Raw genomic sequence first — 23,345 nt, forward strand, 5'->3', positions numbered from 1 at the left:
ACCCGCCGGCCGTGAACCGTGAAGGAGACGACACGTGGAGCAGCTCCACTCGATCACCGAGGTGGCGAAGGCCTTCGGCCTCTCCGTCCCCGCCCTGCGCTACTACGAGGACTGCGGCCTGATCACCCCCGCCGCCCGCCGCGGCCGGGTGCGCCAGTACGACCGGGCGGCCCTGGAACGCCTCGCCCTGGTCCAGCTCTGGCACGTGGACGGCATGATCCCGCTCGCCGGGACGGCCGCCGTGATGGCGAGCGAGCAGGCGGGGGAGCGGAAGGCCCTGCTGGCGGCGCAGCGGGACGAGATGGCGGCCCGCGCCCGCCGCCTGGAGCGCGCCGCGGCCGTCCTGACCCACATGCTCGACTGCCACCGCGACCGCCCGCTCGACTGCCCGGTCACCCACGCGCACATCGACGCCCGCGTCGCCGCCGCCCTCGCCGGCGAGGAGCTGGCCGACGACTTCCTCCCGCCCGCGCCCGCGACCGGGATCGGTTGAACAGGACCTACCCCAGCACCGCCGGCGTCGGCCCGTCGGGCCGGACGGTGATGCTGTAGGCGGAGCCGGTCGGGACGGAGCGGAACCGCACGGTGTGGGCGGGCAGCAGGAGTTCGAGCAGCGCGGTGGTCTCGCGGAGGGCGAACTGGGTCCCGAGGCAGGCGCGGGCGCCGAGGCCGAAGGGGAGGTACGCGCCGAGCTGGGTGGGGCGGGTGCCGGTGGCGGTGAAGCGGGCGGGGTCGAAGCGTTCGGGGTCGGGCCACAGGGCCGGGTCGCGGTGGGTGAGGTAGGGGCAGACCAGGACGTCGGTGCCGGCGGCGATGCGGTGGCCGTCGATCACGTCGTCCTCGACGGCGTGCCGGGGGAGCAGCCAGGCCGGGGGGTAGAGCCGCAGGGCCTCGCCGACCAGGGCCTGCGGGTCCGCGCCGCGCGCCTCGGGGTGGCGGTCGAGGAGGAGGAAGAGCCAGGTCAGGGTGGTGGCGGTGGTCTCGTGCCCGGCGACGAGCAGGGTGACGAGTTCGTCGCGGATCAACCGGTCGGTGTACTCGGGGTGTTGGGCCGCGGCGTCGAGCAGGACCCGCAGCACGCCGGGCTCCTCGGCGTCGGTCGCCGAGCGTGCCGCGTCGATGGCGGCCAGCGCGACGGCGTCGATCCGGGCGAGGTCGGCGGCGACGGCGTCCCGGGCGTCCCCGGCGTCCGTGGGCAGGGTCGGCATGGCTGCCACCACCCGTTCCACGGAACGGAGTTCACGGTCGGTACGGTCGTCCAGCGGCAGCCCGGTGAGGGACCGCCAGACGGTGTCGAGGGCGAATCCGCGCATCTCCTCGCCGAGGTCGAAGGTCTCGCCGGTGCGCGCGTACCCCTCCCAGCGGTCGGCCGTCCGGCGGGCGGCGGCGGCGATCCGCTGCTCGTAGCGGCGCATCCCGGTGCCGGTGAACTGGGACTGCAGCAGCCGCCGTTGGCGTTTCCAGGCGGCTCCGGTGGCGGAGAGCACGCCGTCGCCGACCAGCATCCGCGCGCGGTGCGAGCGCTTGACGTAGCGGTCGGGGTGGCGGCCGAGCACGTGCTGTACGGCGGCCGGGTCGGTGACCAGCACGGTGGGCGTGGGGCCGAGCCGGAAGGCGGCGATGCCGCCGAGGCCGCGCTGCGCCCGGGCGAGCAGGTCGACGAGGTCGGCCTCCTCGCTGCGCCACTGCTCGACGGCCTCGGCGGCCAGCTCCGGTACGGGGCGGGTGTCGGTGGTCACCGGGAGTCTCCTCGGGGGTCGGCCGTCGTGGGCGGGCGGCCCGCCCCGCGGCAGACTGTACGGCAGTCGGGTGGCGGACCGGTTACGCCCGGTGACCCGGAGGGTGCGTCCGGCACACAGCTGCGCCGCGATCCGTCCCCCTCGACGGACCGCGGCGCAGCGGCTTACGGGGTGTCAGGCGGGTGCCCTAAGGGTCACACGGCCTGCCACAGGGCGGGGACGATGGGCGGCTCCCAGCCGACCTGGGCGGTGTGGCCCTGGAGGCAGCGGTAGCTGACCCCGTTGTAGGTCACGACGTCGCCCGCCTGGTAGGTGGTGCCGGGCGTCCAGGTGCCGCCGGGGTTGGTCGGGCCGTTGCCCACGACCAGCGAGAAGCTGGTGCTGTGGGTGGCGGAGCCGGTGCCGGTGAGCGTGATGCTGTAGGTGCCGGCCGCCGTGTTCGCGGCGGTCGCGATGGTCAGCGAGGCCGAGGCGCCGGACTGCACCGAGGACGGGCTGAAGGAGACCGTCACACCCGCCGGGGCGCCGGAGGCGGTCAGGTTGACCGTCTGGGCGGAGCCGGAGGTGGTGGCGGTGGAGACCGTCGCGGTGGCCGAGTCGCCGGGGTTGACGGTGGCGGTGGCCGGGTTCACCGCGAGGGAGAAGTCGTTGGCGGGGGTGGTGCCGCCGACGGAGGTCTTCCAGATGGTGTAGGCCACGCCGTCGGCGCTGCGGTTCAGCGCGGTCGGGTCGATGTTGCTGGTGGTGTCGCAGGACTGGTGGTAGCAGGAGTCGTACGAACGGCCCGCGCTGCCGCCCCACTTGGCCGCCTGGCCGGAGGTCTTGACGGCGTCGGCGCCGGCCGCGTAGCCGGAGGTGGGGATGCCGGCCTGCTGGAAGGAGTAGTCGTCCGAGCGGCCCTGGCCCTCGACGTTCTCCTCCGGCTGGAGGTTGAGGGAGTCCCAGTAGGCCTTCATCGGGGCGGAGGCGGCGGAGGTGATGTTGTTGATGAAGTAGCCGGCGTTGGGCGAGCCGACCATGTCGAAGTTGTAGTAGGACTTGATCGCGGAGCGCTGGGTGGAGCTGAGCTGGCCGACGTAGGACTGCGAGCCCTGGAGGCCCTGCTCCTCACCGGTCCACCAGGCGAACCGGACGTGCCGGGTCAGGGTGGGGTTCTGCTGGGCGAGGACGAGGGCGTTCTCCAGCAGGGTGGCCGAGCCGGAGCCGTTGTCGTTGATGCCGGGACCGGCCGAGACGCTGTCCAGGTGGGCGCCGAACATGGTGACCTGGTCGGCGGGGCCGCCGGGCCAGTCGGCGATCAGGTTGTTGGACTGGTAGGTGCAGGAGGTGCAGGTCTGCTCGGTCACGGTGTAGCCGGCGGCCTGCAGCTTGCCCTTGATGTACGCCACGGACTGGCTGTGCCCGGCGCTGCCGGCCCGGCGGTTGCCGCCGTTCTGGCTGGCGATGGTGTTCAGCTGGGTCAGGTGGGCCTGGACCTTGGCGACGTCGATGTCGGGCGCGGGCCCGCCGGGGGTGCCCCCACCGCCGACGGTCAGGGTGTACTGGGCGGTGTGGGTGGCCGCGCCGGCGGTGCCGGTGACGGTGATCACGTACGTCCCGGCCGGGGCGCCCGAGGAGGCCGACAGGGTCAGCGTCGCGGACGAACCCGTCTGCACGGAGGAGGGGTTGAGCGTCGCGGTGACCCCGGTCGGGGCGCCCGAGGCGGTCAGGTTGACGGTCTGCGCGGTGCCCGAGGTGACGGCGGTGGAGACCGTCGCCGTGGTCGAGGCGCCGGGCTGGACCGAGCCGGAGGCCGGGCCGAGCGCGAGCGAGAAGTCGTTGTTGCCGGACGGCGTGCAGGTCGGGTCGCCGCTCTGCGCGGGCAGGCTGATCGCGTCCCAGGCGGCCTTGGTCCGGTTGAAGTAGTTGCAGGTCGGGTCGAGGTTCTTGGCGGCGGTCAGGGTGGTGGTGCGGTACCGCTTGTAGGTCATGCCGCTGGTCTTGAGCAGCATGCCGCCGTAGAAGATCTGGCCGGCCTGCTTGACGCCGATACCGGTGACCGAGGAGTTGTTGCAGGTCGGGCTGGTGGGCTTGCCGCCACCCGGGTTGGAGCCCATCGCCAGGAGGTAGAACCAGTGGTTCAGCGGGCCGGCCGCCGCGTGCACCTCGGTGCTGGGGATGGAGGAGGAGTAGCAGTTCGGGTCGTTGTTGACCAGGGAGGGCTGGTAGAGGCTGCGGATCGGCCCCTGGCCGACCAGGTTGACCTGCCGGCCGACCTGGTAGTCGGGGTAGTCGTAGGGCGCGGGCTGGTTGACGTACTCCTTGGTGAGCGCGCCGAAGATGTCGCCGGTGCCCTCGCCCAGGCCGTTCTCGTTGTTGGCGCCGCCGGGCGTGTACTGGTCGATGCCGTGGCCGAACTCGTGGCCGACGACGTCCTGGGCGGCGATCCACTCGTTGTTCTGGTTGTGGCCGATGGAGACGGAGCTGCCGTCCCAGTAGGCGTTGACGTCGTTGAGGCCGACCTTGACCGGCCAGCTGCCGCCGTTGCCGTTGTGGCCGTTGCGACCGAGCCAGTCGCGGAGCATGTCCCATTCCTTCTGGGCCGCCCACATGGCGTCGGCGCAACCGGTCTCCTTGCTGGAGGGGTTGCCGGTGCCCCAGGAGTCGGAGGACTTGCTGAACACCTGGCCGCTGCTGTAGTCGGAGCAGGTCAGGCCGGGCCGGTTCGGGTCGCGCAGCGAGTACGAGCCGCCGGAGTTGGTGGTGCTGATGGTCAGCGGGCCGGGGCCGTTCCACTTGCTGTTGATGGTGCCGGCGCGGACATCGTCGTAGCTGTCGATCACCTCGCCGCTGGCGGCGTCCACGAAGACGTGCAACGTGCTCGGCGCGCTCTCGGTGCGGCCCTTGAGGACGGTCTCCCAGGCGAGTCGGCTCGCGCCGTCCTTGACCCGGACGACCAGGCGGCGCTCGGCCACCGAGTCCACCGCGGCCAGCTTGGTGCGCGCGGTCTTCTCCGCGTTCGCCGCGCTGACCTGCGGGGTTATCGAGCCGCCGACCGGCCCGGTGGCGGCCGACTGGAGGCCGCGGACCTTGCCCTGGCTGTCGGCGAGCACCACGGCGTCGCCGCCGACCACCGGCAGGCCGCGGTAGCTGCGGTCGTAGGCGACGGAGTAGAGGCCGCCGAGCCAGGGGGTGACGGCCCGGCGCTCGTAGGTCTCGCCGGGGCCCTTGGCCAGTGCGTCCAGACCGGCGGCCGCGGCCGCGTCGGCGGCGTTGACGGCTGCCGCGAGGGCGCTGGGTGGTGCGGGAGAGGGGGTGGGCGCGGCGGTGGCCGGCCCGGCCGTGGCGGCGATCATGCCGGCCAGCACGGTCAGGGTGGTCGCCGTGGTCAGCAACCGTCCTGTGGAAACTCTGCGTTGCATCGAGGCTCCTAGCATGTGGGGGTCCTCGACCGCGGACGGCATGGCTGGTGGCGCACCGCAGGGCCGTGTCTGGGGGACGGCCGTGCGGGCCGTCCGCGTTCGGGTGCCGGAACCCTCACACGGCGTCATGCTCTGGTCAATGGCTGGTGCACGCGATGCATAGGGTTGGCAAATTCCGTCAAGCTGGGCTTTTGCCCGAGTGGTTGAGACCACCTCATGTACGGACCGGGTGTCATCGAGTACCGTCCTGATGGTCGGAAGGTTGGCGAGGGGCCCGGGGGAAGCGACCGGAGGAGGCAGCCGTGCACCGCAACCGCGTGGCCGTGGCACCGGCGTCCGCACCTCCGTCCCCGTCCGGCGCCCCACCCGCCGCACCGCCGGCCCAGGAGCTCGGCGCCTGGCGGGACTTCGGCGCCCGGCTGCGCCACTGGCGGCGCCGGGCCGGCCTCACCCAGGCCCAACTCGGCGCCGGCATCGGCTACGACCACACCGCGGTGAGCAAGATCGAGCACGGCGCCCGCCGGGTCACCCCCCGGATCGCCGACCGGATCGACGAACTCCTCGGCGCGGGCGGCGAGTTGCGGGCCGCTTGCCAGCGGGCCGAGACCGCCGAACTGCCCTCCCTGGCGCCCCTCGCGCCCGCCCTGCTGCGGCCCCCGCTGCCCACCGCGGCCGTGAACGGGCCCGGCGGCCCGGCCCGCTGGAGCGCCCCCGCCCAGCCGCCGCCCCGGCTGCCCGACTACGGGCTGCTCTGCCCGCTGCACGGCGCCGACGGCTGCGACGTCCCCGGACCGGTCGAACTCGCCGTGCTGCACGCCGAGTTCTGTGCCGCGAACCCGGCCGCCGCGCCGCCCCTGGACGCCGCCACCGCACACGCCCTCACCGGGCTGCTCGCCGCCCACCTGCGCTCCGGCGAGGCCGGCGGCCTGCCGGGCCTGGCCGCCGCCGTCGAGCGCACCTTGCAGGCCGTGCTCGCCCGGCTCGCCGCCGCCCCCGCCGCGCAGCGCCGCCCGCTCGCCCGGCTGGCCGCCGAGCACGCGCACGCCGCGGGCGCGCTGCGGATGCAGGACGGCCGCAACGCCACCGCGATGGCCTGCTTCGACCGCGCGCTCGCCTGGGCGGAGCTCGCCGGGGACCAGGCCACCCAGGTCGCCGCACTGAGCGACATGAGCACCCTCGCCCGGATGGACGGCGACCCGGCCGCCGCCCTCGGCTACGCCCGGGAGACCGGCCGCGCCGCCCCCGGCCGGCACTGGGCCGGCGCGATGGGCCAGATCGGCCAGGCCCGTGCGCACGCCCTCACCGGCGACGTCCGGGCCACCATCCGGCACCTCGGCCGCGCCCGGCTGCACCTGGACCACATCGGCGCCCGGGACGAGGACGACGCGCCCTGGCTCTCCATCGCCTCGATGCGGCTGCGGGTGGAGTCCGGCGCGGCCGCCGCGCTGCGCGACCTCGCCGCGGTCGTCGACGACCCCCGGCTGGCCCGCCGGGCGCTGACCGCGGCCGAGACCGCGCTCGGCCTGCTCGGCCCGGCCCAGCTCCCTTCCAGCCGGCTCCTCTTCACCGTCCGGGTGGCGGACTGCCACGCCTGCGCGCACGACCCGCAGACGGCCGTCCAACTGCTCGGGCCCGCCCTGGAGACCGCCCCGGCGGCGGCCCTGCCGGCTCTGGTCGGGTACGAGCTGCGCGGTCTGCGCGACCGCCTCGCGGCGTACCGGCCGGACGAGGCGTGGCGGCTGGCGGAGCTGGCCGGATCCTGACGGGCGGCGCCACCCGCACGGCCCGCGCCCTCACGCCCGGCTCGCGCTCGCCCGGTGCCACCCGCGCCGCCCTCGTCGGACCGGGCTCCGGATCCGGGTCCGGATCGGCCCTCTGTGCCAGGGGGGCGTGCGACCTCGCCCGGCGTGTGCTCGACCCCGCTGCGCTCCGGTTTCTCCACGTCTGCGAACAAACGCGCCCCTTTCGCGCCGGTCTTGTGTCAACTTCGTGCGCGGATCTTCCTCCGATCGGGTTATTTATGGCGTTAACACGTCGAATGACTGCCGTAGCTGACCGCTCCCGCTAGAGTCTCTGACGTTTCCAGTCATTAGTTCGCGAATAACCAAGGGGGCGCGTGCTGTCCGCCATTGCACGCAGGCTCGCTCATCCGCTTCTGCTCCTGGGGGTGCTGTGCACGGCCGTCGCCACACTGCACTTCCACTGGGAGCCCGACCGGGTCTCCCCGCTCGTGCTGGTCGGCGTCCTCGGGTACCTGGCCGTACTGGAGCGGGTGATCCCGTACCGGACCGACTGGCATCCGAGCGGGCGTGAACTGCGCTGGTACTCCGTGTACTTCATGCTGAGCATGGCCGGCGGCGCGATCGCCCAGGGGCTGGTGACGGCTCTGGTGCAGGTGCTCGGGGCGGCCCATCCGGTGCTCCCGTTCGCCGTGGAGATCCCGCTCGCGCTGCTGGTCGGCTCGCTCGGCGACTACCTCGTCCACCGCTGGTCCCACCACAACCGGTGGCTCTGGCGCCTGCACGGCGTCCACCACGTGCCGGACAAGGTGAATGTCGCGAACAACGGCGTGAACCATTTTCTCGACGTGTTCGTCGCGCAGTCCGTGGTGCAACTCCTACTGTCGCTGATCGGCTTCTCGGCGGAATCCGTGTTCGTGGTCGGAATATTCATTCTTGCGCAGGGGTATTTCGTTCACGCGAACATCGACGTCCGCCTCGGGCTCCTCGGCCACCTGCTGGCCGGCCCCGAGCTCCACCGACTGCACCACAGCACCGACCTCGCTGAGGCCGGGCACTACGCCTCCGACCTCTCGCTGTGGGACCACGTGTTCGGCAGCTTCACCTGGCGCCCCGGCCGGGTGCCCACCGCCGTCGGCCTCGCCGATCCGGCCGCCTTCCCGGCCACCGGCGAGCTGGGCGCCACCCTGCTGCACCCCTGGCGCCAGGTGAAGACCACCGAGCCGTCCGTCTGACCCGCCCGCGAGGCCGCTCTTCCTCCGCCCGTGTCCGCGCCGCCACGCCATCACCCTCGGATTGGATCATGACCACCTCGCCCTTCGCCGTGCCCTGCGACCGGATCGCGATCACCGGCATCGGCTGCCGCCTGCCGGGACACGCCAACGACCACCGGACCTACTGGCGCAACCTCGTCGAGGGCCGGGACTGTCTCACCGCGACACCCGCCGACCGCTACGACACCGGCACGCTCGGCAGCCGCGACCGCTCCAAACCGGGCCGCCTGATCGGCGGCCGGGGCGGCTACATCGACGGCTTCGACACCTTCGACCCGGACTTCTTCGGCATCAGTCCGCGCGAGGCCGAGCACATGGACCCGCAGCAGCGCAAGCTCCTGGAGGTCAGCTGGGAGGCCCTGGAGGACGGCGGCCTGCGCCCCGGCGAACTGGCCGGCCGCGACGTCGGCGTCTACATGGGGGCCTTCACCCTCGACTACAAGATCCTCCAGTTCGCCGACCTCGACTTCCGCACGCTCGCCGCGCACACCGCCACCGGCACCATGATGACGATGGTGTCCAACCGGATCTCGCACTGCTTCGACTTCCGCGGCCCCAGCGTCTCGATCGACACCGCCTGCAGCTCCTCCCTGGTCGCGGTGCACCTCGCCTGCCAGAGCCTGCTCCGCGGAGAGACCGAACTCGCCCTGGCGGGCGGCGCGTTGCTGCACATGGCGCCGCAGTACACGATCGCCGAGACCAAGGGCGGCTTCCTGTCCGCCGACGGCCGCTCACGCGCCTTCGACGCCTCCGCCGACGGCTACGTCCGGGCCGAGGGGGTCGGCGTGGTCGTCCTCAAGCGGCTGTCGGACGCGCTGCGCGACGGCGACCCGGTGCACGCCGTCATCCTCGGCAGCGGCGTCAACCAGGACGGGCGCACCAACGGCATCACCGTCCCCAGCGCGGACGCCCAGGTCACCCTGATCGAACGGGTCTGCGCCGAGGCCGGGGTGGTGCCCGGCAGCCTCCAGTACGTCGAGGCGCACGGCACCTCCACCCCGGTCGGCGACCCGATCGAGGCGGCCGCGCTCGGCCGGGTGCTGGGCATCGGCCGCCGCCCGGGCGACCGCTGCTACGTCGGCTCGGTGAAGACCAACATCGGGCACACCGAGGCCGCCGCCGGCGTCGCCGGGCTGATCAAGACCGCCCTCGCCCTCGAACACCGGCGGATCCCGCCGCACCTCAACCTGGAACGGCCCAACCCCGGCATCGACCTGGACGCGCTGCCCTTCGACATCCCGACCGCCCCGATCGACTGGCCCGAGCACGACGGACCGGCCCGGGCCGGCGTCAACTCCTTCGGCTTCGGCGGCACCAACGCGCACGTCCTGCTGGAGGAGCCGCCGAGCCCCGGGCCCGCCGCCCCGGCCCCGCAGCCGGCCTGCACCGTGCTGCCGCTGAGCGCCAAGGACGCCGCCGGGCTGCCCGAACTCGCCGCCGGACTCCGCCGGGAGCTCGCCGCCGGGGTGCCGCTCGACGACCTCGGCCACACCCTGGCGCACCGGCGCCAGCACCTGCCCGAGCGGCTCGCGGTGGTCTACTCCACTCGGGACGACCTGGACGAGGCGCTGGCCGCCCACGAGCGCGGCGAGGCGCACCCCCGGGTGCTCCAGGGCCGCGCCAGGGAGCGTCAACAGCGCCGCCTCGCCTGGGTGTTCACCGGCATGGGCCCACAGTGGTGGGGCATGGGCCGGGGCCTGTACGAGAACGAACCGGTCTACCGGGCGGCCGTCCAGGCCTGCGACCGGGAGATCCGCGAGCAGGCCGGCTGGTCCCTCCTCGACGAACTGCACCGCGACGAGGCCGACTCCCGGATGGCCGAGACCTGGCTCGCCCAGCCCGCCAACTTCGCCGTCCAGCTGGGCCTGTCCGCGCTCTGGCGCAGCCACGGCCTGCGCCCCGACGCGGTGGTCGGGCACAGCACCGGTGAGGTCGCCGCGTTCCACGAGGCCGGGGTGTACGACCTGGCCGACGCCGTCCGGGTGGTGCTCGCCCGTAGCCGCCTCCAGCAGCGGCTGGCCGGCACCGGCACCATGCTCGCCGTCGGCCTCCCGGAGGCCGAGGCGGAGCGCCGGATCCGCCCGTACCGCGCCCGGGTCTCGCTGGCGGCCGTCAACAGCCCCTCCACCGTGACCCTGGCCGGCGACACCGACGCGCTGCGCGAACTCGCCGAGGAACTGCGCGGCCAGGAGGTGTTCACCCGCTTCCTGGACGTCGAAGTCCCGTACCACAGCGTGCGGATGGACCCGATCCGGGACGAGCTGACCGCCGCGCTCGCCGCGCTCAAGCCCAACGAGGCCCGGCTGCCGCTCTACCTCACCGCCCGCGAGGGCCTCGCCCGCGGCCCCGAACTCGACGCCGGGTACTGGTGGCACAACGTCCGCAACCCGGTGCGCTTCCGCGCCGCCGTCGAACGGATGGCCCAGGACGGGCACGGCCTGTTCCTGGAGATCGGCCCGCACCCGGTGCTCGGCCACGCGATCCGCGAGTGCGTCGACGGCGCGCAGGCCCTGCCGTCCATCCGCCGGCACGCCGACGAGCCCGCCTGCTTCACCCGGTCGCTCGCCGAACTGCACACCCTGGGCGTCGAACCGGACTGGCGCGCACTGCACCCGGCCGGCCGCCCGGTGCCGCTGCCCGGCTACCCGTGGCGGCGCGACCGGTACTGGGTCGAGCCGAGCGCCGTCCGGCAGGTCCGGCTCGGCGAGGTCGACCACCCGCTGCTCGGCCGCCGCACCGCGAGCGCCCAGCCCGCCTGGACCACCGCACTCGACCCCGAGCGGCTGCCCTACCTGGCCGACCACCGGATCGAGGGCCAGGTCGTCTTCCCGGCGGCCGGGTACCTGGAGATGGCCGCCCAGGCCGTCCGCGCCCTGACCGGCGGCACCGAGGTGGTGCTCGCCGAGATCGAGCTGAACCGGGCCCTGTTCCTCTCCGACACCGAGCCCACCCCCGTCCAGCTCGGCTACGCCCCGGAGGACGCCCGCTTCACCATCGCCTCCACCCCGGCCGGCGGCGAACCGGTGGTGCACGCCGGCGGCCGGGTCCGCACCGGCCAGCGCCGCGCCCACGGCCCGGCGCTGGACGCCGAGGCGATCCGCGCCCGCGGACAGCGCTTCGGCGGCCCCGACTGCTACCGGCTCCTCGCCGCCCGCGGCTACGACTACGGGCCCGCCTTCCAGGCCGTCCAGGAGGTGTGGGCGAGCCCCGGCGAGGCACTGGCCCGGATCAGCCCGACCGACCGGCTCGGCCCCGAGGCGGCCGACCACCAGCTCCACCCGGTGCTGCTCGACGCCTGCTTCCAGACCCTGCTGGCCACCCGGCTGCTCACCCCCGAGGACGGCGGCGTCCGGCTGCCGGTGTCCATCGAGGAGGTCCGGCTCGACCAGGCCGGCGACCGGCCGCTGTGGGCGCACGCCACCGTCACCCGCGAGGGCGGCGGCGAACTCGTCGGCGACCTCGCCCTGTACACCGAGGACGGCACCCCGGTCGGCCGGATCACCGGCTTCCGGGTCGCCGACGTCGCGCAGGCCCCCGCCTCGGTCGGCCTCGCCACCATCGACGGCTGGCTCACCGAACTCGCCTGGACGGACGCCCCGGCCGCGCCCGCCGACCAGGACCTCGGCGACCTGCTGCTGTTCGCCGACGCCGGCGGCCTCGCCGAACGCCTCGCCGCGCTGGCCGCCGAACGCGGCGCCCGCTGCCACCTCGTCCGGCCCGGCACCGGCTACCGGCCCGGTGACGGGCACTCGACCGTCCGCCCGGACTCCGCCGAGGACCTCACCCGGCTCCTCACCGACCTCGGCCCCGGCTACCGCACCGTCGTCCAGCTGTGGAACCTCGACCAGCCCGCCCTCGACACCACCACGGCCGACCGGCTCGACCAGCTCGCCACCCTCGGCGGCTACGCGCTGATCGCCCTCGCCCAGGCCCTGCCCGCCGCCCTCCCGGACGCCCGGCTGCACATCGTCACCCGGGGTACCCAGGCCGCCGACCCCGGCGACCGGGTCGAACCGCTCGGCGCACCCGCCTGGGGCATCGGACGGGTGCTCTGGCAGCAGGAACTCGTCGCCCAGCGCGGCACCCTGATCGACCTCGACCCCGCCGCCGACCCGCTCGACCAGGCCGAGGCGCTGCTCGCCGAACTCGCCTCCCGGGACGAGCAGGAGATCGCCCTGCGGGCCGGCCACCGCCGCACCAGCCGGCTCCGCCAGGCCGAGGGCCTCACCCGTCCGCTGCCGCCGGTCCTGCGCCCCGACGGCAGCTACCTGGTCACCGGCGCGTTCGGCGCGCTCGGCCGGCTGCTCTGCCGCACCCTGGTCCGGCGCGGCGCCCGGCGGCTGATCCTGGTCGGCCGCACCGCCCTGCCCGAGCGCGACCAGTGGTACCGGACCGACCCCGCCAGCCCGGCCGGGGAACGGATCGCCTTCCTGCGCGAACTCCAGGCGCTCGGCGCCGAACCGCTGCTCGCCCCCGTCGACGTCACCGACGAGACCGCCCTCGCCGCCTGGCTCGCCGACTACCGGCAACGCCAACGCCCGCCCATCCGCGGGGTGTTCCACCTCGCCGGGCAGGTCAAGGACGTGCTGGTGCCGCAGATGGACCGGGCCGCCTTCGACGCCGGATACGCCCCCAAGGTGGTCGGCGGCCACCTGCTGCACCGGCTGCTGCGCGACGAACCGCTCGACCACTTCGTGCTGTTCGCCTCCGTCGCCGCACTGCTCACCACCGCCGGGCAGACCAACTACGCGGCCGGCAACGCCTTCCTGGACGCCCTCGCCCACCACCGCCGGGCCGCCGGCCTGCCCGCGCTCAGCCTCGACTGGGGCCCCTGGGCCACGGGCATGATCGAGGAACTGGGCCTGGTCGCCCACTACCGCGACGCCCGCGGCATGAGTTCGCTCCCGCCGGACGCCGGCACGGCCGTGCTGGAACGCGTCCTCGGCCAGGACCGCGCCCAGCTGCTGGTCGCCACCGTGGTCGACTGGCCGACCTTCCTCGCCTGGTACCCCGCGCCGCCGCCGCTGGTCGCCGAGCTGGCCGCCAGTGCCGCCGAGCAGGCCCCGGCCGAGACCGGCGGCTTCCTGGACGCCTACCGCACCGCGGATCCACCGACCCGGCACCGGCTCGTCACCGAGCGTTTCACCGCCGCCGCCGCGGCCGTGCTGCGGATCGGCGCCGAGCGGATCGCGTCGGACACCAGGCTCGGCGCGCACGGCCTGGACTCGCTGCTCGCGATGGAACTGCGCGCCCGGGTGCACGGCGAACTGGGCGTCGCCCTACCGGTGGTGGCGCTGCTCAGCAACGGCACCGTCGGCGACCTGGTCGACCTGCTCGTCGCCGGCCTGGCCGAGCGGCTCGACGCCGAGGGCGGCCCCGAGCAGGCCGAGGTCGAGCTGCACACCGACGAGGCCCGCTACCCGCTCACCCACAACCAGCAGGCGCTGTGGTTCCTGCGCCAGCTGCACCCGGACGGCTTCGCCTACAACATCGGCGGCGCGGTGGAGGTGCGCGCCGAGCTCGACCCCGAGCTGGTCTTCGCGGCCTTCCGCGCGCTGGTCGCCCGGCACCCCGGGCTGCGGGCCGCCTTCACCGCCGAGGAGGGCCGGCCGGTCCAGCGGATCCGCCCGGAGGCGGTGGCCGACACCGGACTGTTCGACGTCGAGGGCCGCCCCTGGGAGGAGATCCACGCGCTGATCGTCGCCGAGTACCGGCGGCCGTACGACCTCGCGAACGACCCGCTGGTCAGGCTGCGGCTGTTCCGGCGCGGACCGGACCGCTGGGTCCTGATGAAGGCCGTCCACCACATCGTGTCGGACGCGATCTCCACTTTCACCTTCATCGAGGAGCTGTTCGAGGTCTACGAGGCGCTGCGCCACGGCCGCACCCCCGAACTCCCCGCCGTGGCCGCCCGCTACCTCGACTTCCTCAACCACCAGAACCGCTTCCTGGCCGGCCCCGACGCCCGGCGGATGCTCGACTACTGGCGCGGCCACCTGCCGGCCGAGATGCCCGTCCTCGCGCTGCCCACCGACCGGCCCCGGCCGGCCGTGCAGACCCACAGCGGCGCCTCGGCGTTCTTCCGGCTCGACGCCGACCTGACCGCCCGCGTCCACGAGCTGGCCCGGGCGCACCACGCCACCCCGTTCATGGTGCTGCTCAGCGCCTACTACCTGCTGCTGCACCGCTGGTCGGGCCAGCAGGACATCGTGGTCGGCAGCCCCGTCACCGGCCGCACCCAGGAGGAGTTCGCCTCCGTCTACGGCTACTTCGTCAACCCGCTGCCGCTGCACGTCAGCCTGGCCGGGGAGCCGACCGTGGCCGAGCTGCTGGCCCGGGTGAGGGAGAGCGTGCTCGGCGGCCTGGACAACCAGGAGTACCCGTTCCCGCTGCTGGTCGAGCAGTTGGGGCTCCAGCACGACCCCAGCCGCTCGGCGGTGTTCCAGGCGATGTTCATCCTGCTCACCCACAAGGTCGCCGTGGAGCGCTTCGGCTACTGCCTGGAGTACATCGAACTCCCCGAGGAGGAAGGGCAGTTCGACCTGACGCTGTCCGCCTACGAGGACCGCGCGGACGGCTGCTTCCACTGCGTGTTCAAGTACAACTCCGACCTCTTCGACGCCGCCACCGTCGAGCGGCTGGCCGCGCACTACCGCAACCTGCTGGACGCCATGACCAGTGCCGGCGCCGACCGCCCGGTCGGCCGGCTGCGGATGCTCGACGAGGCCGAACGCCGCCGCATCCTCACCGGCTTCAGCGGCGCCGACCGGCGGGTGGACCACGACACCCCGGTGCCCGAACTCGTCGCCAAGGCCGCGGCCGAACACCCCGAGGCCGTCGCCGTCACCGCCCCCCGCCCGGACGGCGCCCGCCGCCTCACCTACGGCGAACTCGACCGGCGGGCCCAGCGAACGGCCCTGCGGCTGCGCGAACTCGGCGTCGGCGAAGGCTCGGTGGTCGCGGTCTGCCTGGACAAGTCACCCGAGCTGGTCGTCGTCCTGCTGGCGATCTGGCGGGCCGGCGCGGCCTACCTGCCGCTCGACCCCGGCCACCCGGCCGACCGGCTCGCCTACCAGGTGAGCGACGCCGGAGCCGCCCTCGTCGTGGTCGCCGAACGGAACCCGTTCGGCACCGAACCGCCCGTCCGCCCCGTCACCCTGGACGAGCTCGACCGGCCGGCCGCCGAGAGCGGCCCGCTGCCCGCCGCCGACCCGGACCGCCCCGCCTACGTCATCCACACCTCCGGCTCCACCGGCCGCCCGAAGGCCGTGCGGGTCGACCACCGCAACCTCGCCGCCGTCACCGCGGGCTGGCGCGCCGAGTACCGCCTCGACACCGAGGCCCGGGTGCACCTCCAGATGGCCGGGACCGCCTTCGACGTGTTCTCCGGCGACCTCGCCCGGGCGCTGAGCACCGGCGGCACCCTCGTCCTGGTCGACCGCGACCTGCTGTTCGACACCGCCCGGCTGTACCGCACCATGCGCGAGGAGTCGGTCGACTGCGGCGAGTTCGTGCCCGCCGTCGCCCGCGGCCTGCTGGCCCACTGCGAACGCGAGGGCCTGCGGCTGGACTTCCTGCGGCTACTGGTCGTCGGCTCCGACTCCTGGAAGGCCGCCGAGCACCGGCGGCTGCGCGCCCTGTGCGGGCCGGACACCCGGCTGGTCAACTCCTACGGCCTGACCGAGGCCACCATCGACACCAGCTACTACGAGGGCGGCGCGGACACCCTGGAACCCGGCCGGATGGTGCCGATCGGCCGGCCCTTCCCCAACAGCGCGCTGTACATCCTCGACCACTACGGAGAGCCGGTACCGCCCGGCGTGCCCGGCGAGCTGTGGATCGGCGGTGCCGGTGTCGCCGCCGGCTACCCGAACGACCCGGAGCAGACCACCCGGCGCTTCACCACCCTGGAGCTCGACGGCCCGCCCGTCCGGCTCTACCGCACCGGCGACCTCGGCCACTGGGACGCCCGCGGCACCGCCCACCTGCTCGGGCGGATCGACAACCAGGTCAAGGTGCGCGGCCACCGGATCGAGATCGGCGAGATCGAGGCCCACCTCACCGCCCGCCCCGAACTCGCCCAGGCCTGCGTGACGGTCCGTGAGGACTCCACCGGTGAAGCCGTGCTGGCCGCCTACCTGGTCCCTGCCGAGGGAACCACCCTGGACCGCCGGGAACTGCGCCGCCACCTGGCCGAGCACCTGCCCACCGTGATGATCCCCTCCCACCTCACCGAACTGCCCGCCCTGCCGCTCACCCCCAACGGCAAGGTCGACCTGGCCGCCCTGCCCGAGCCCCGGATCGACACCGGCGGCGCGCAGCACGAACCGCCCGTCACCCTCTACGAGATCCGCACCGCCGAGCACTGGAGCAACCTGCTCGGCGTGGCGGAGGTCGGCCTCCAGCACGACTTCTTCGAACTCGGCGGCAGCTCCATCCGGCTGATCGAGCTGATCCACCACCTGCAGACCGAGTTCAACATCAGCATCCCGGTCGGCCTGCTGTTCAAGGTCACCACCCTGCACGGGATGGCCCGCACGCTGGAGCAGATCATCACCGGCGAAGTCGCCGGCGGGCAGCCGTACCTCTGGTTCAACCCCGGGGCGCCCGAGGCGCGGACGGTGTTCTGCTTCCCGCCGGCCGGCGGCCACGGCCTGGTCTACCGCCAGCTCGCCGCCCACCTGCCCGACCACCGGCTCGCCGCCTTCAACTACCTCACCGGCGACGACAAGACCGCCCGCTACGCCGACCTGGTCGAGGAACTGGAGGAGGCGGGGCCGTACGTCCTGCTCGGCTACTCGCTCGGCGGCAACCTCGCCTTCGAGGTGGCCCGGGAGCTCGAACGCCGGGGCCGTACGGTCAGTTCGGTCCTGGTGATGGACTCCTACCGGATCCCCGAGCCCTTCGAGCTCGGCGAGGAGCACCTGGCCGTCTTCGAACGCGAACTCCACGAGCACCTGCACCGGCACACCGGCTCCCGGATCGTCGCCCAGGAGACCCTCGAACAGGCCCGGGACTACCTGTCCTTCTGCAGTCGCACCCCGAACCAGGGCGTCCTGAAGGCCCCGCTCAACGTGGTCTGCGAACGGGACCGGCTGGCGCTGCACGCGGGCGGCGAGCACGGCTCCTGGCACGGCGCCTCCAGCGCCGGGACGGCCGTCCACGCCGGGCACGGCAGCCACGCCGAGATGCTCGACGCCGAGTTCGCCGCCCGCAACGCCGAACTGGCGGGCGCCATCCTGGCCGGAGGCACCGCCGATGGCCGGGCCTGAGCGCGGACCGGACTGGTCGAGCCGGGGGCGGGCCCCCGGCGGCCCGCCCCGGGTCATCGTGATCGGCGCGGGCATCGGCGGGCTCTCCACCGGCTGCTACGCGCAGATGAGCGGGATGGAGACCCGGATCTTCGAGAAGCACGTGCTGCCCGGCGGCTGCTGCACCGCGTGGTCCCGGCACGGCTACCTGTTCGACTACTGCATCGACTGGCTGATCGGCACCGCCGAGGGCACCGGGGCGAACCAGGTGTGGCGCGAACTCGGCGCCCTCGACGGCAAGTCGGTCACCCGCTTCGACGTCTTCAACCGCGTCGTCGACGAACACGGCCGCGCCGTCACCTTCTACGGGGACCCGGACCGGCTGGAACGGCACCTGCTGGCCACCGCCCCCGGCGACGCCAAGCCGATCCGCGCCTTCTGCCGGGACCTGCGCCGCTTCGCCGCCATCGACCTGCCCTGGGACCTCACCCCGCCGCCGCTGCGCGGCCCGGCCGAGCGGCTGCGCACCCTGCGCACCGTGCTGCCCGCGTTCCGGCTCTTCTGGCGGACCGCGACGACCCCGATGAGCGGCTTCGCCGAGCGCTTCCAGGACCCGCTGCTGCGGCGGGCGCTGCCCAACATGTTCCTCCAGGAGCCGGCCGGCTTCCCGCTGCTGCCGTACCTGTACACCCTGGCCGCCGCGCACAACGGCAACGCGGGCTTCCCGCAGGGCGGTTCGCTCGGTCTGGCCCGCTCGGTGGAGGAGCGCTACACCTCGCTCGGCGGGGTGATCGGCTACCGCTGCCGGGTGGAGCGGATCCTGGTCGAGGGGGACCGCGCCGTCGGCGTCCGACTCCGCGACGGATCCCAGCACTTCGCCGACCACGTGGTGGCCGCCTGCGACGGGCCGGCGGTGCTCGACCGGCTGCTCGAAGGCCGCTGGTCCAGCCCCGCCACCGACCGGCTGTACGGCGAGCTGCTGGACAAGCCCGGCAACCTGTACCCGGCCGTGGTCTCGGCCTTCGTCGGCGTGGACGGCCCGCTGCCCGAGGGCGAACCGCACAGCACCACCTACCTGCTGTCGCCCGAGCAGGGCGCCCGGCTGCCCGGCTCGCTCCAGCACAGCCTGGTCGTCCAGATGCGCTCGGACTACGCGGAGGGCTTCGCGCCGCCCGGCAAGTCGGTGCTGCACTGCACCTACTTCAGCGACTACCGCTCCTGGAAGAACCTGCGGGTCCGCGACCGCCGCGCCTACCGCGCGCGCAAGCAGGAAGTCGCCGCGTTCGTCCGGGAGTTCCTGGAGCGGACGTACCCGGGGCTCGGCCGCCGGATCGAACTCGTCGACGTCGCCTCCCCGGTGACCACCGAGCGGTTCACCGGCAACACCTACGGCAGCATCCTCGCCTGGCAGGCCTTCTCCGAGGCCGAGGACGCCGCCAACCGGCTGGTCAACCGGGACCGGATGCGGCTGCCCGGTCTGCGCGGCTTCTCGATGGCCGGGCAGTGGGCCGGCCTCGGCGGGCTGATCCGCGCCGCCACCAGCGGTCGGTACGCCGCGCAGTACCTCTGCCGGGAGCTCGGCCGGCCGTTCCGGGCCTGGCCCAGTGACAACCAGGAACCTTGGCACGCGGGAAAGTTGGGCAAACTGCCGCAACTCGACCGGGCCACCGTGGGAGTGCCGGAATGACCGGGATGAGTACCAGCAGGCAGACCATGGTGATCGTCGGCGGCGGGCTGGGCGGCCTGTCGACCGGCTGCTACGCGCAGATGAACGGCTACCGCACCACCGTCCTGGAGATGCACGAACTCCCCGGCGGCTGCTGCACGGCCTGGGACCGCGGCGAGTTCACCTTCGACTGCTGCGTGAGCTGGCTGCTCGGCAGCGGCCCCGGCAACGAGATGCACCAGATCTGGCTCGAACTCGGCGCGCTGCAGGGCAAGGTGATGCGCAACTTCGACGTCTTCAACGTGGTGCGCACCAGGGACGGCCGCGCCGTCTACTTCTACTCCGACCCCGACCGCCTCGAAGCGCACCTGCTCGACCTCGCCCCGGAGGACGCCCGGCGGATCCGGCAGTTCTGCGAAGGGCTGCGCAAGTTCCGCCGCGCCCTGGTCCGTTACCCCTTCCTCAAGCCGGTCGGACTGATGGGCCGGGCCGAACGCTGGCGGATGCTCGCCTCGTTCCTGCCGTACTTCAACGTCATCCGGCGCTCGATCACGGTGCTGATGAGCGACTACTCGGCGCGCTTCCGGAGCCCGCTGCTGCGCGAGGCGTTCAACTTCATCCTCTACGAGAAGCACCCCAACTTCCCGGTGCTGCCCACCTACTTCCAACTCGCCTCGCACGCCGGGCAGTCGGCCGGAGTGCCGGAGGGCGGCTCGCTCGGGCTGGCCCGGTCGATCGAGCAGCGCTACCGGCGGCTCGGCGGCGAGATCAGCTACAACACCAAGGTGGCCGAGATCCTGGTCGAGCAGGACCGGGCCGTCGGGGTGCGGCTGAGCGACGGCCGGGAGATCCGGGCGGACATCGTGGTCGCCGCCTGCGACGGACGCACCACCATGCTGGACCTGCTCAAGGGCCGCTACCTGAACGACACCTACCGCAGGCTGTACACCCGGACCATCACCGAGCCCGGCATGGTCTTCCCCGGCTACCTCACCGTCTTCCTCGGCCTGCGCCGCCCCTTCCCGGCCGGGGACCCGTGCACCACCTACCTGCTGGAGGACGAGGTCGCCGACCGGCTCACCGGTATCCGCCACCCCAGCATCAACGTCCAGTTCCGCAGCCGCCACTACCCCGAGCTGTCGCCCGCCGCGACGACCGTCGTCTACGCCAGCTACTTCTGCGACATCGCCCCCTGGCGGGAGTTGAGCACCGGCCCGGAGCAGGCGCCGCGGCTGCGGCGGGGCGAGGAACTGCACACCCTGCCGGTGGGCCGCGGGCGCGAGTACCAGCGCGAGAAGCGGCGGGTGCGGGACGCCATCGTGGAGTTCCTGGACGGGCACCACCCCGGTCTGAGGGACGCCGTCGCGGTCAAAGACGTGTCCACCCCGCTCACCCAGGTCCGCTACACCGGCAACTACGACGGCACGGTGCTCGGCTGGCAGCCGTTCGTGGAGAGCGGCGAGACGCTGGAGGAGGAGGTCAAGCGCAACGGGCCCGGGCTTCCCGGCCTGGCGAACTTCTACCTCTCCGGCGTGTGGGCGACCACCGGGGGACTGATCCGGGCGGCCGCCGCCGGCCGGCACGTCGTCCAGTTCATCTGCCGCGACGACGGCCGGCCGTTCACCGCCGCCGTGGACGACAGCGCGCCGCCGCCCACCCTGGTCATCGAACCGGTCGGGCCCGCCGACCGGCGGTTTGGAGTCACCTCATGAGGGTCGAGAAGTGGGTCGTCCGCGAGCACGTGGACGGTGTGCCGGACGTCGATCGGATGTACCGGAAGGTGGTCGAGGAGGTGGACGTCCGCCTCGCCGCGGACCAGATGCTGCTGCGGACCAGGTACGTCTCGGTCGACCCGTACCTCCAGGGGATCGCCCTGGACACCCCGATCGGCGACCACATGGGCGCGGACTCCATCATGGAGGTCGTGGAGGCCGGGCCGGGCGCCGCCTTCGCCGTCGGCGACCTCGTCCAGGGCTTCGGCGGCTGGCGCAGCCACGTGATCAGCAACGGCGCCCCGGCGCTCTGGCAGACCGGCACCTTCCCGATGGTCTTCCCCGCCTACCGGCGGCTGGACCGGAGCGACTACGACGACGCCCTGCCGATCTCCACCGCCCTCGGCGTCCTCGGCGGCCCGGGGATGACCGCCTGGGGCACGGTCGAGAAGTTCCTGAAGGTCCGACCGGGGGACACCGTGCTGGTCAGCGGGGCGTCCGGGGCGGTCGGCTCGGTGGTCGGACAGCTGGCCCGGCACCGGGGAGCCCGGGTCATCGGCACCACGGCCACCCCGGGCAAGGCCGACCGGCTGCGCGCCCTGGGCTTCGACGCGGTCCTGCTCTACCGCGACGGAGACGACCCCGAGCGACTGCGGGAGGAACTCGCCAAGCTCGCCCCGGCCGGCATCGACCGCTACTTCGACAGCCTCGGCGGGGCGCTCACCGACGCGGTCTTCTCCCTGCTCGCCGTGGACAGCCGGGTCGCGGTCTGCTGGCAGTGGGGCAGCCAGGTCGGCGGCGACTGGGCGGGCCCGCGACTGCTGCCGATGATCATGTTCCCGCGCACCACCATCCGCGGCATCTTCTCGCTGGAGTGGTTCACCGAGGAGAACTGGTCGGCGCTGCGGCAGGAACTGGGCGCCCTCGTCCGCAGCGGGGACCTCGGCTACCAGCAGACCGTCCACCGGGGCTTCGACAACATCCCGGCCGCCTACCGCAGCCTGTACGTGGACCGCTCCGCGAGCCGGGGCAAGGTACTCGTCGAACTCTGAGCCGGGGCGGGCGGTTCGTGCGCCCGCCCCGGTCGCGCGCAGGTCAGTTCAGGGTGAACCAGGTGGAGCGGGACTTCTTCCACTCCGGCTGGGCGAGGTCCTTGGCGGCGGTGCCGTCGCCGTACAGGTCGGCGGAGCCGTCGTCGGTGATCAGCTGGGCCCGGGCGCCGGGGGCATCCAGGTTCGGCACGTCCGGGACGGCCTCCCAGGCGCCGGCGTCGGTGGTCGGCAGGTCGACCAGCTTGACCGGCTGGGAGCCCGGCTGCCCGTTCCAGCGGTAGAGGGCGTACGGGGCGGAGTTGTCCTCGGCGGACCAGGAGCCGGCCACGATCAGGTACTGGCCGAGGTCGTTGCGGCGCAGGTCGCGGATGGAGAGCCCGCCGAGGTCCAGCTCGACCGGCTCGCCGAAGGTCGCGTGCGAGGCCGAACCGGACAGCAGCGACGGGAGGTTGGTGACCGGGACGAGCAGCGCGCGGCCGCCGGTGACCGCCGGGGTCAGCGGCGCGCGGAAGCCGATGTACGCGGTGGTGGTGCTGCCCGGGGCGAACTCCAGCCCCTCGACGTTGAATCCGTCGATCTGCTTGGGCGCCTGCCCGTCCGCCGCGCCCGCCGCGAAGCCGTAGCGGTCGCCGTGGGCGCCGTCCCAGGCGATCAGGTCGTCGCGCAGGCCGTGGTACGAACCGGCCAGTGACAGCTGGGTGTCGGCGCCCGAACCGGTGACCTTCGTGGTGAACACGGTGTGCCGGTCCGGCTTGACCTTGCCGTCCTTGTTGTTGCCGAGCGAGCCCGTCCAGTAGATCGTGTCGCCGACCCGGGCCGCGGCCTCGATGTCGATCTCCTTGGAGACGCCGAGCGCGGAGCTGAAGTCCCAGGTGCGGACCGGCGCGCCGGAGGCGTTGCGGTCGTACAGCCGCAGCACGTTGGACTCGTCGTCGCCGACCAGGATGTAGCCGCCGCCCGCGTCCACCGCGGCGGAGGCGTCGCTGGAGCCGGTGAGGTAGCGGCTGGCGGCCGGGAACCGGACGGCGGGGGAGGCCGCGTAGTGCAGGGTGCGGGTCGCGGTCTTGCCGCCCAGGCCGGTCACCTTGATGGTGAGGTCGGTGTAGCCGACGCCCTGCGCGGCGACCGCCAGGGTGCGGGTGCCGCCGGTGCCCGTCACCGCCACGTCGCCGGTCCGCGCGACGGCGCTGCGGGTGCTCGCCGAGGCGGCGACGGTCAGCGCCGAGGCCGCGGCCCCGCTCTGCGCCACCGCCACGGACACCGTCGGATCGCCGGTGGCGCCGACCGCGCCGGACAGGTAGCCGGCCGAGAAGGTGATCGTCGGAGTGCCGTACGAGGCCGCGGCGGCCGGGACGACCGGCAGGGCGAGTACGGGCAGCGCCGCGACGGCGACGGCCAGCGGGAGCAGACGGCGGGGGGAACGGGACACGGTGACAGCCCTTCGACGCACGGAGAGGAGCGGGGGCGGTGCGGATCCGGACCAGCCTGGGCGGCCGCGGCGAACGCCAACC

Annotated in this window: 10 protein-coding genes; 7 read left to right on the forward strand and 3 right to left on the reverse strand. The window is 73.7% G+C overall.

Annotation, left to right across the window (positions count from 1 at the left end):
• The first annotated feature begins 34 nt into the window (after positions 1–34).
• On the forward strand, positions 35–493 hold the full coding sequence (locus ABT015_RS19970) for a MerR family transcriptional regulator (RefSeq protein WP_350880774.1): 459 nt from the start codon (positions 35–37) through the stop codon (positions 491–493).
• A 7-nt stretch (positions 494–500) separates the two neighbouring features.
• Here ABT015_RS19970 and ABT015_RS19975 read toward each other — a convergent pair whose 3' ends face one another.
• Positions 501–1,739, reverse strand: a complete 1,239-nt coding sequence (locus ABT015_RS19975) for a cytochrome P450 (RefSeq protein ID WP_350880776.1) — start codon at positions 1,737–1,739, stop codon at positions 501–503.
• Positions 1,740–1,933: 194 nt separating this feature from the next.
• The gene (locus ABT015_RS19980) at positions 1,934–5,140 is read right to left on the reverse strand and encodes a M28 family peptidase (protein WP_502897357.1); all 3,207 of its coding nucleotides are present in this window, start codon (positions 5,138–5,140) and stop codon (positions 1,934–1,936) included.
• 302 nt (positions 5,141–5,442) lie between these two features.
• On the opposite strand from ABT015_RS19980, the gene ABT015_RS19985 reads away from it, so the two are divergent.
• The 6 genes from ABT015_RS19985 (at position 5,443) to ABT015_RS20010 (ending at position 21,834) form a co-directional block, all read left to right on the forward strand.
• Positions 5,443–6,903, forward strand: a complete 1,461-nt coding sequence (locus ABT015_RS19985; protein ID WP_350880778.1) for a helix-turn-helix domain-containing protein — start codon at positions 5,443–5,445, stop codon at positions 6,901–6,903.
• Between the two features lie 353 nt (positions 6,904–7,256).
• Complete coding sequence (locus ABT015_RS19990; protein ID WP_402448923.1) at positions 7,257–8,114, forward strand: sterol desaturase family protein; 858 nt, start codon at positions 7,257–7,259, stop codon at positions 8,112–8,114.
• A 68-nt stretch (positions 8,115–8,182) separates the two neighbouring features.
• Positions 8,183–17,425 (forward strand): non-ribosomal peptide synthetase/type I polyketide synthase, encoded by a 9,243-nt coding sequence (locus ABT015_RS19995; protein ID WP_350880780.1) that lies wholly within the window; start codon positions 8,183–8,185, stop codon positions 17,423–17,425.
• The gene (locus ABT015_RS20000) at positions 17,412–19,091 is read left to right on the forward strand and encodes a phytoene desaturase family protein (protein WP_350880782.1); all 1,680 of its coding nucleotides are present in this window, start codon (positions 17,412–17,414) and stop codon (positions 19,089–19,091) included. Before ABT015_RS19995 ends, ABT015_RS20000 begins: the two co-directional genes overlap by 14 nt.
• Positions 19,092–19,117: 26 nt before the next feature.
• Positions 19,118–20,782 carry a phytoene desaturase family protein gene (locus ABT015_RS20005; protein ID WP_350880910.1) on the forward strand — a complete coding sequence of 555 codons (1,665 nt, stop codon included), beginning with the start codon at positions 19,118–19,120 and terminating at the stop codon, positions 20,780–20,782.
• Positions 20,779–21,834 carry an MDR family NADP-dependent oxidoreductase gene (locus ABT015_RS20010; protein ID WP_350880784.1) on the forward strand — a complete coding sequence of 352 codons (1,056 nt, stop codon included), beginning with the start codon at positions 20,779–20,781 and terminating at the stop codon, positions 21,832–21,834. The genes ABT015_RS20005 and ABT015_RS20010 overlap by 4 nt, the downstream gene beginning before the upstream one ends.
• A gap of 43 nt (positions 21,835–21,877) precedes the next feature.
• Here the strand turns inward: ABT015_RS20010 and ABT015_RS20015 are convergent, their stop codons facing one another.
• Complete coding sequence (locus tag ABT015_RS20015) at positions 21,878–23,263, reverse strand: hypothetical protein (protein WP_402448932.1); 1,386 nt, start codon at positions 23,261–23,263, stop codon at positions 21,878–21,880.
• Positions 23,264–23,345: the final 82 nt, after the last annotated feature.

It is taken from the genome of Kitasatospora sp. NPDC094016 (genome assembly GCF_040304045.1).
In the GTDB taxonomy this organism is placed as follows: Bacteria; Actinomycetota; Actinomycetes; order Streptomycetales; family Streptomycetaceae; genus Kitasatospora.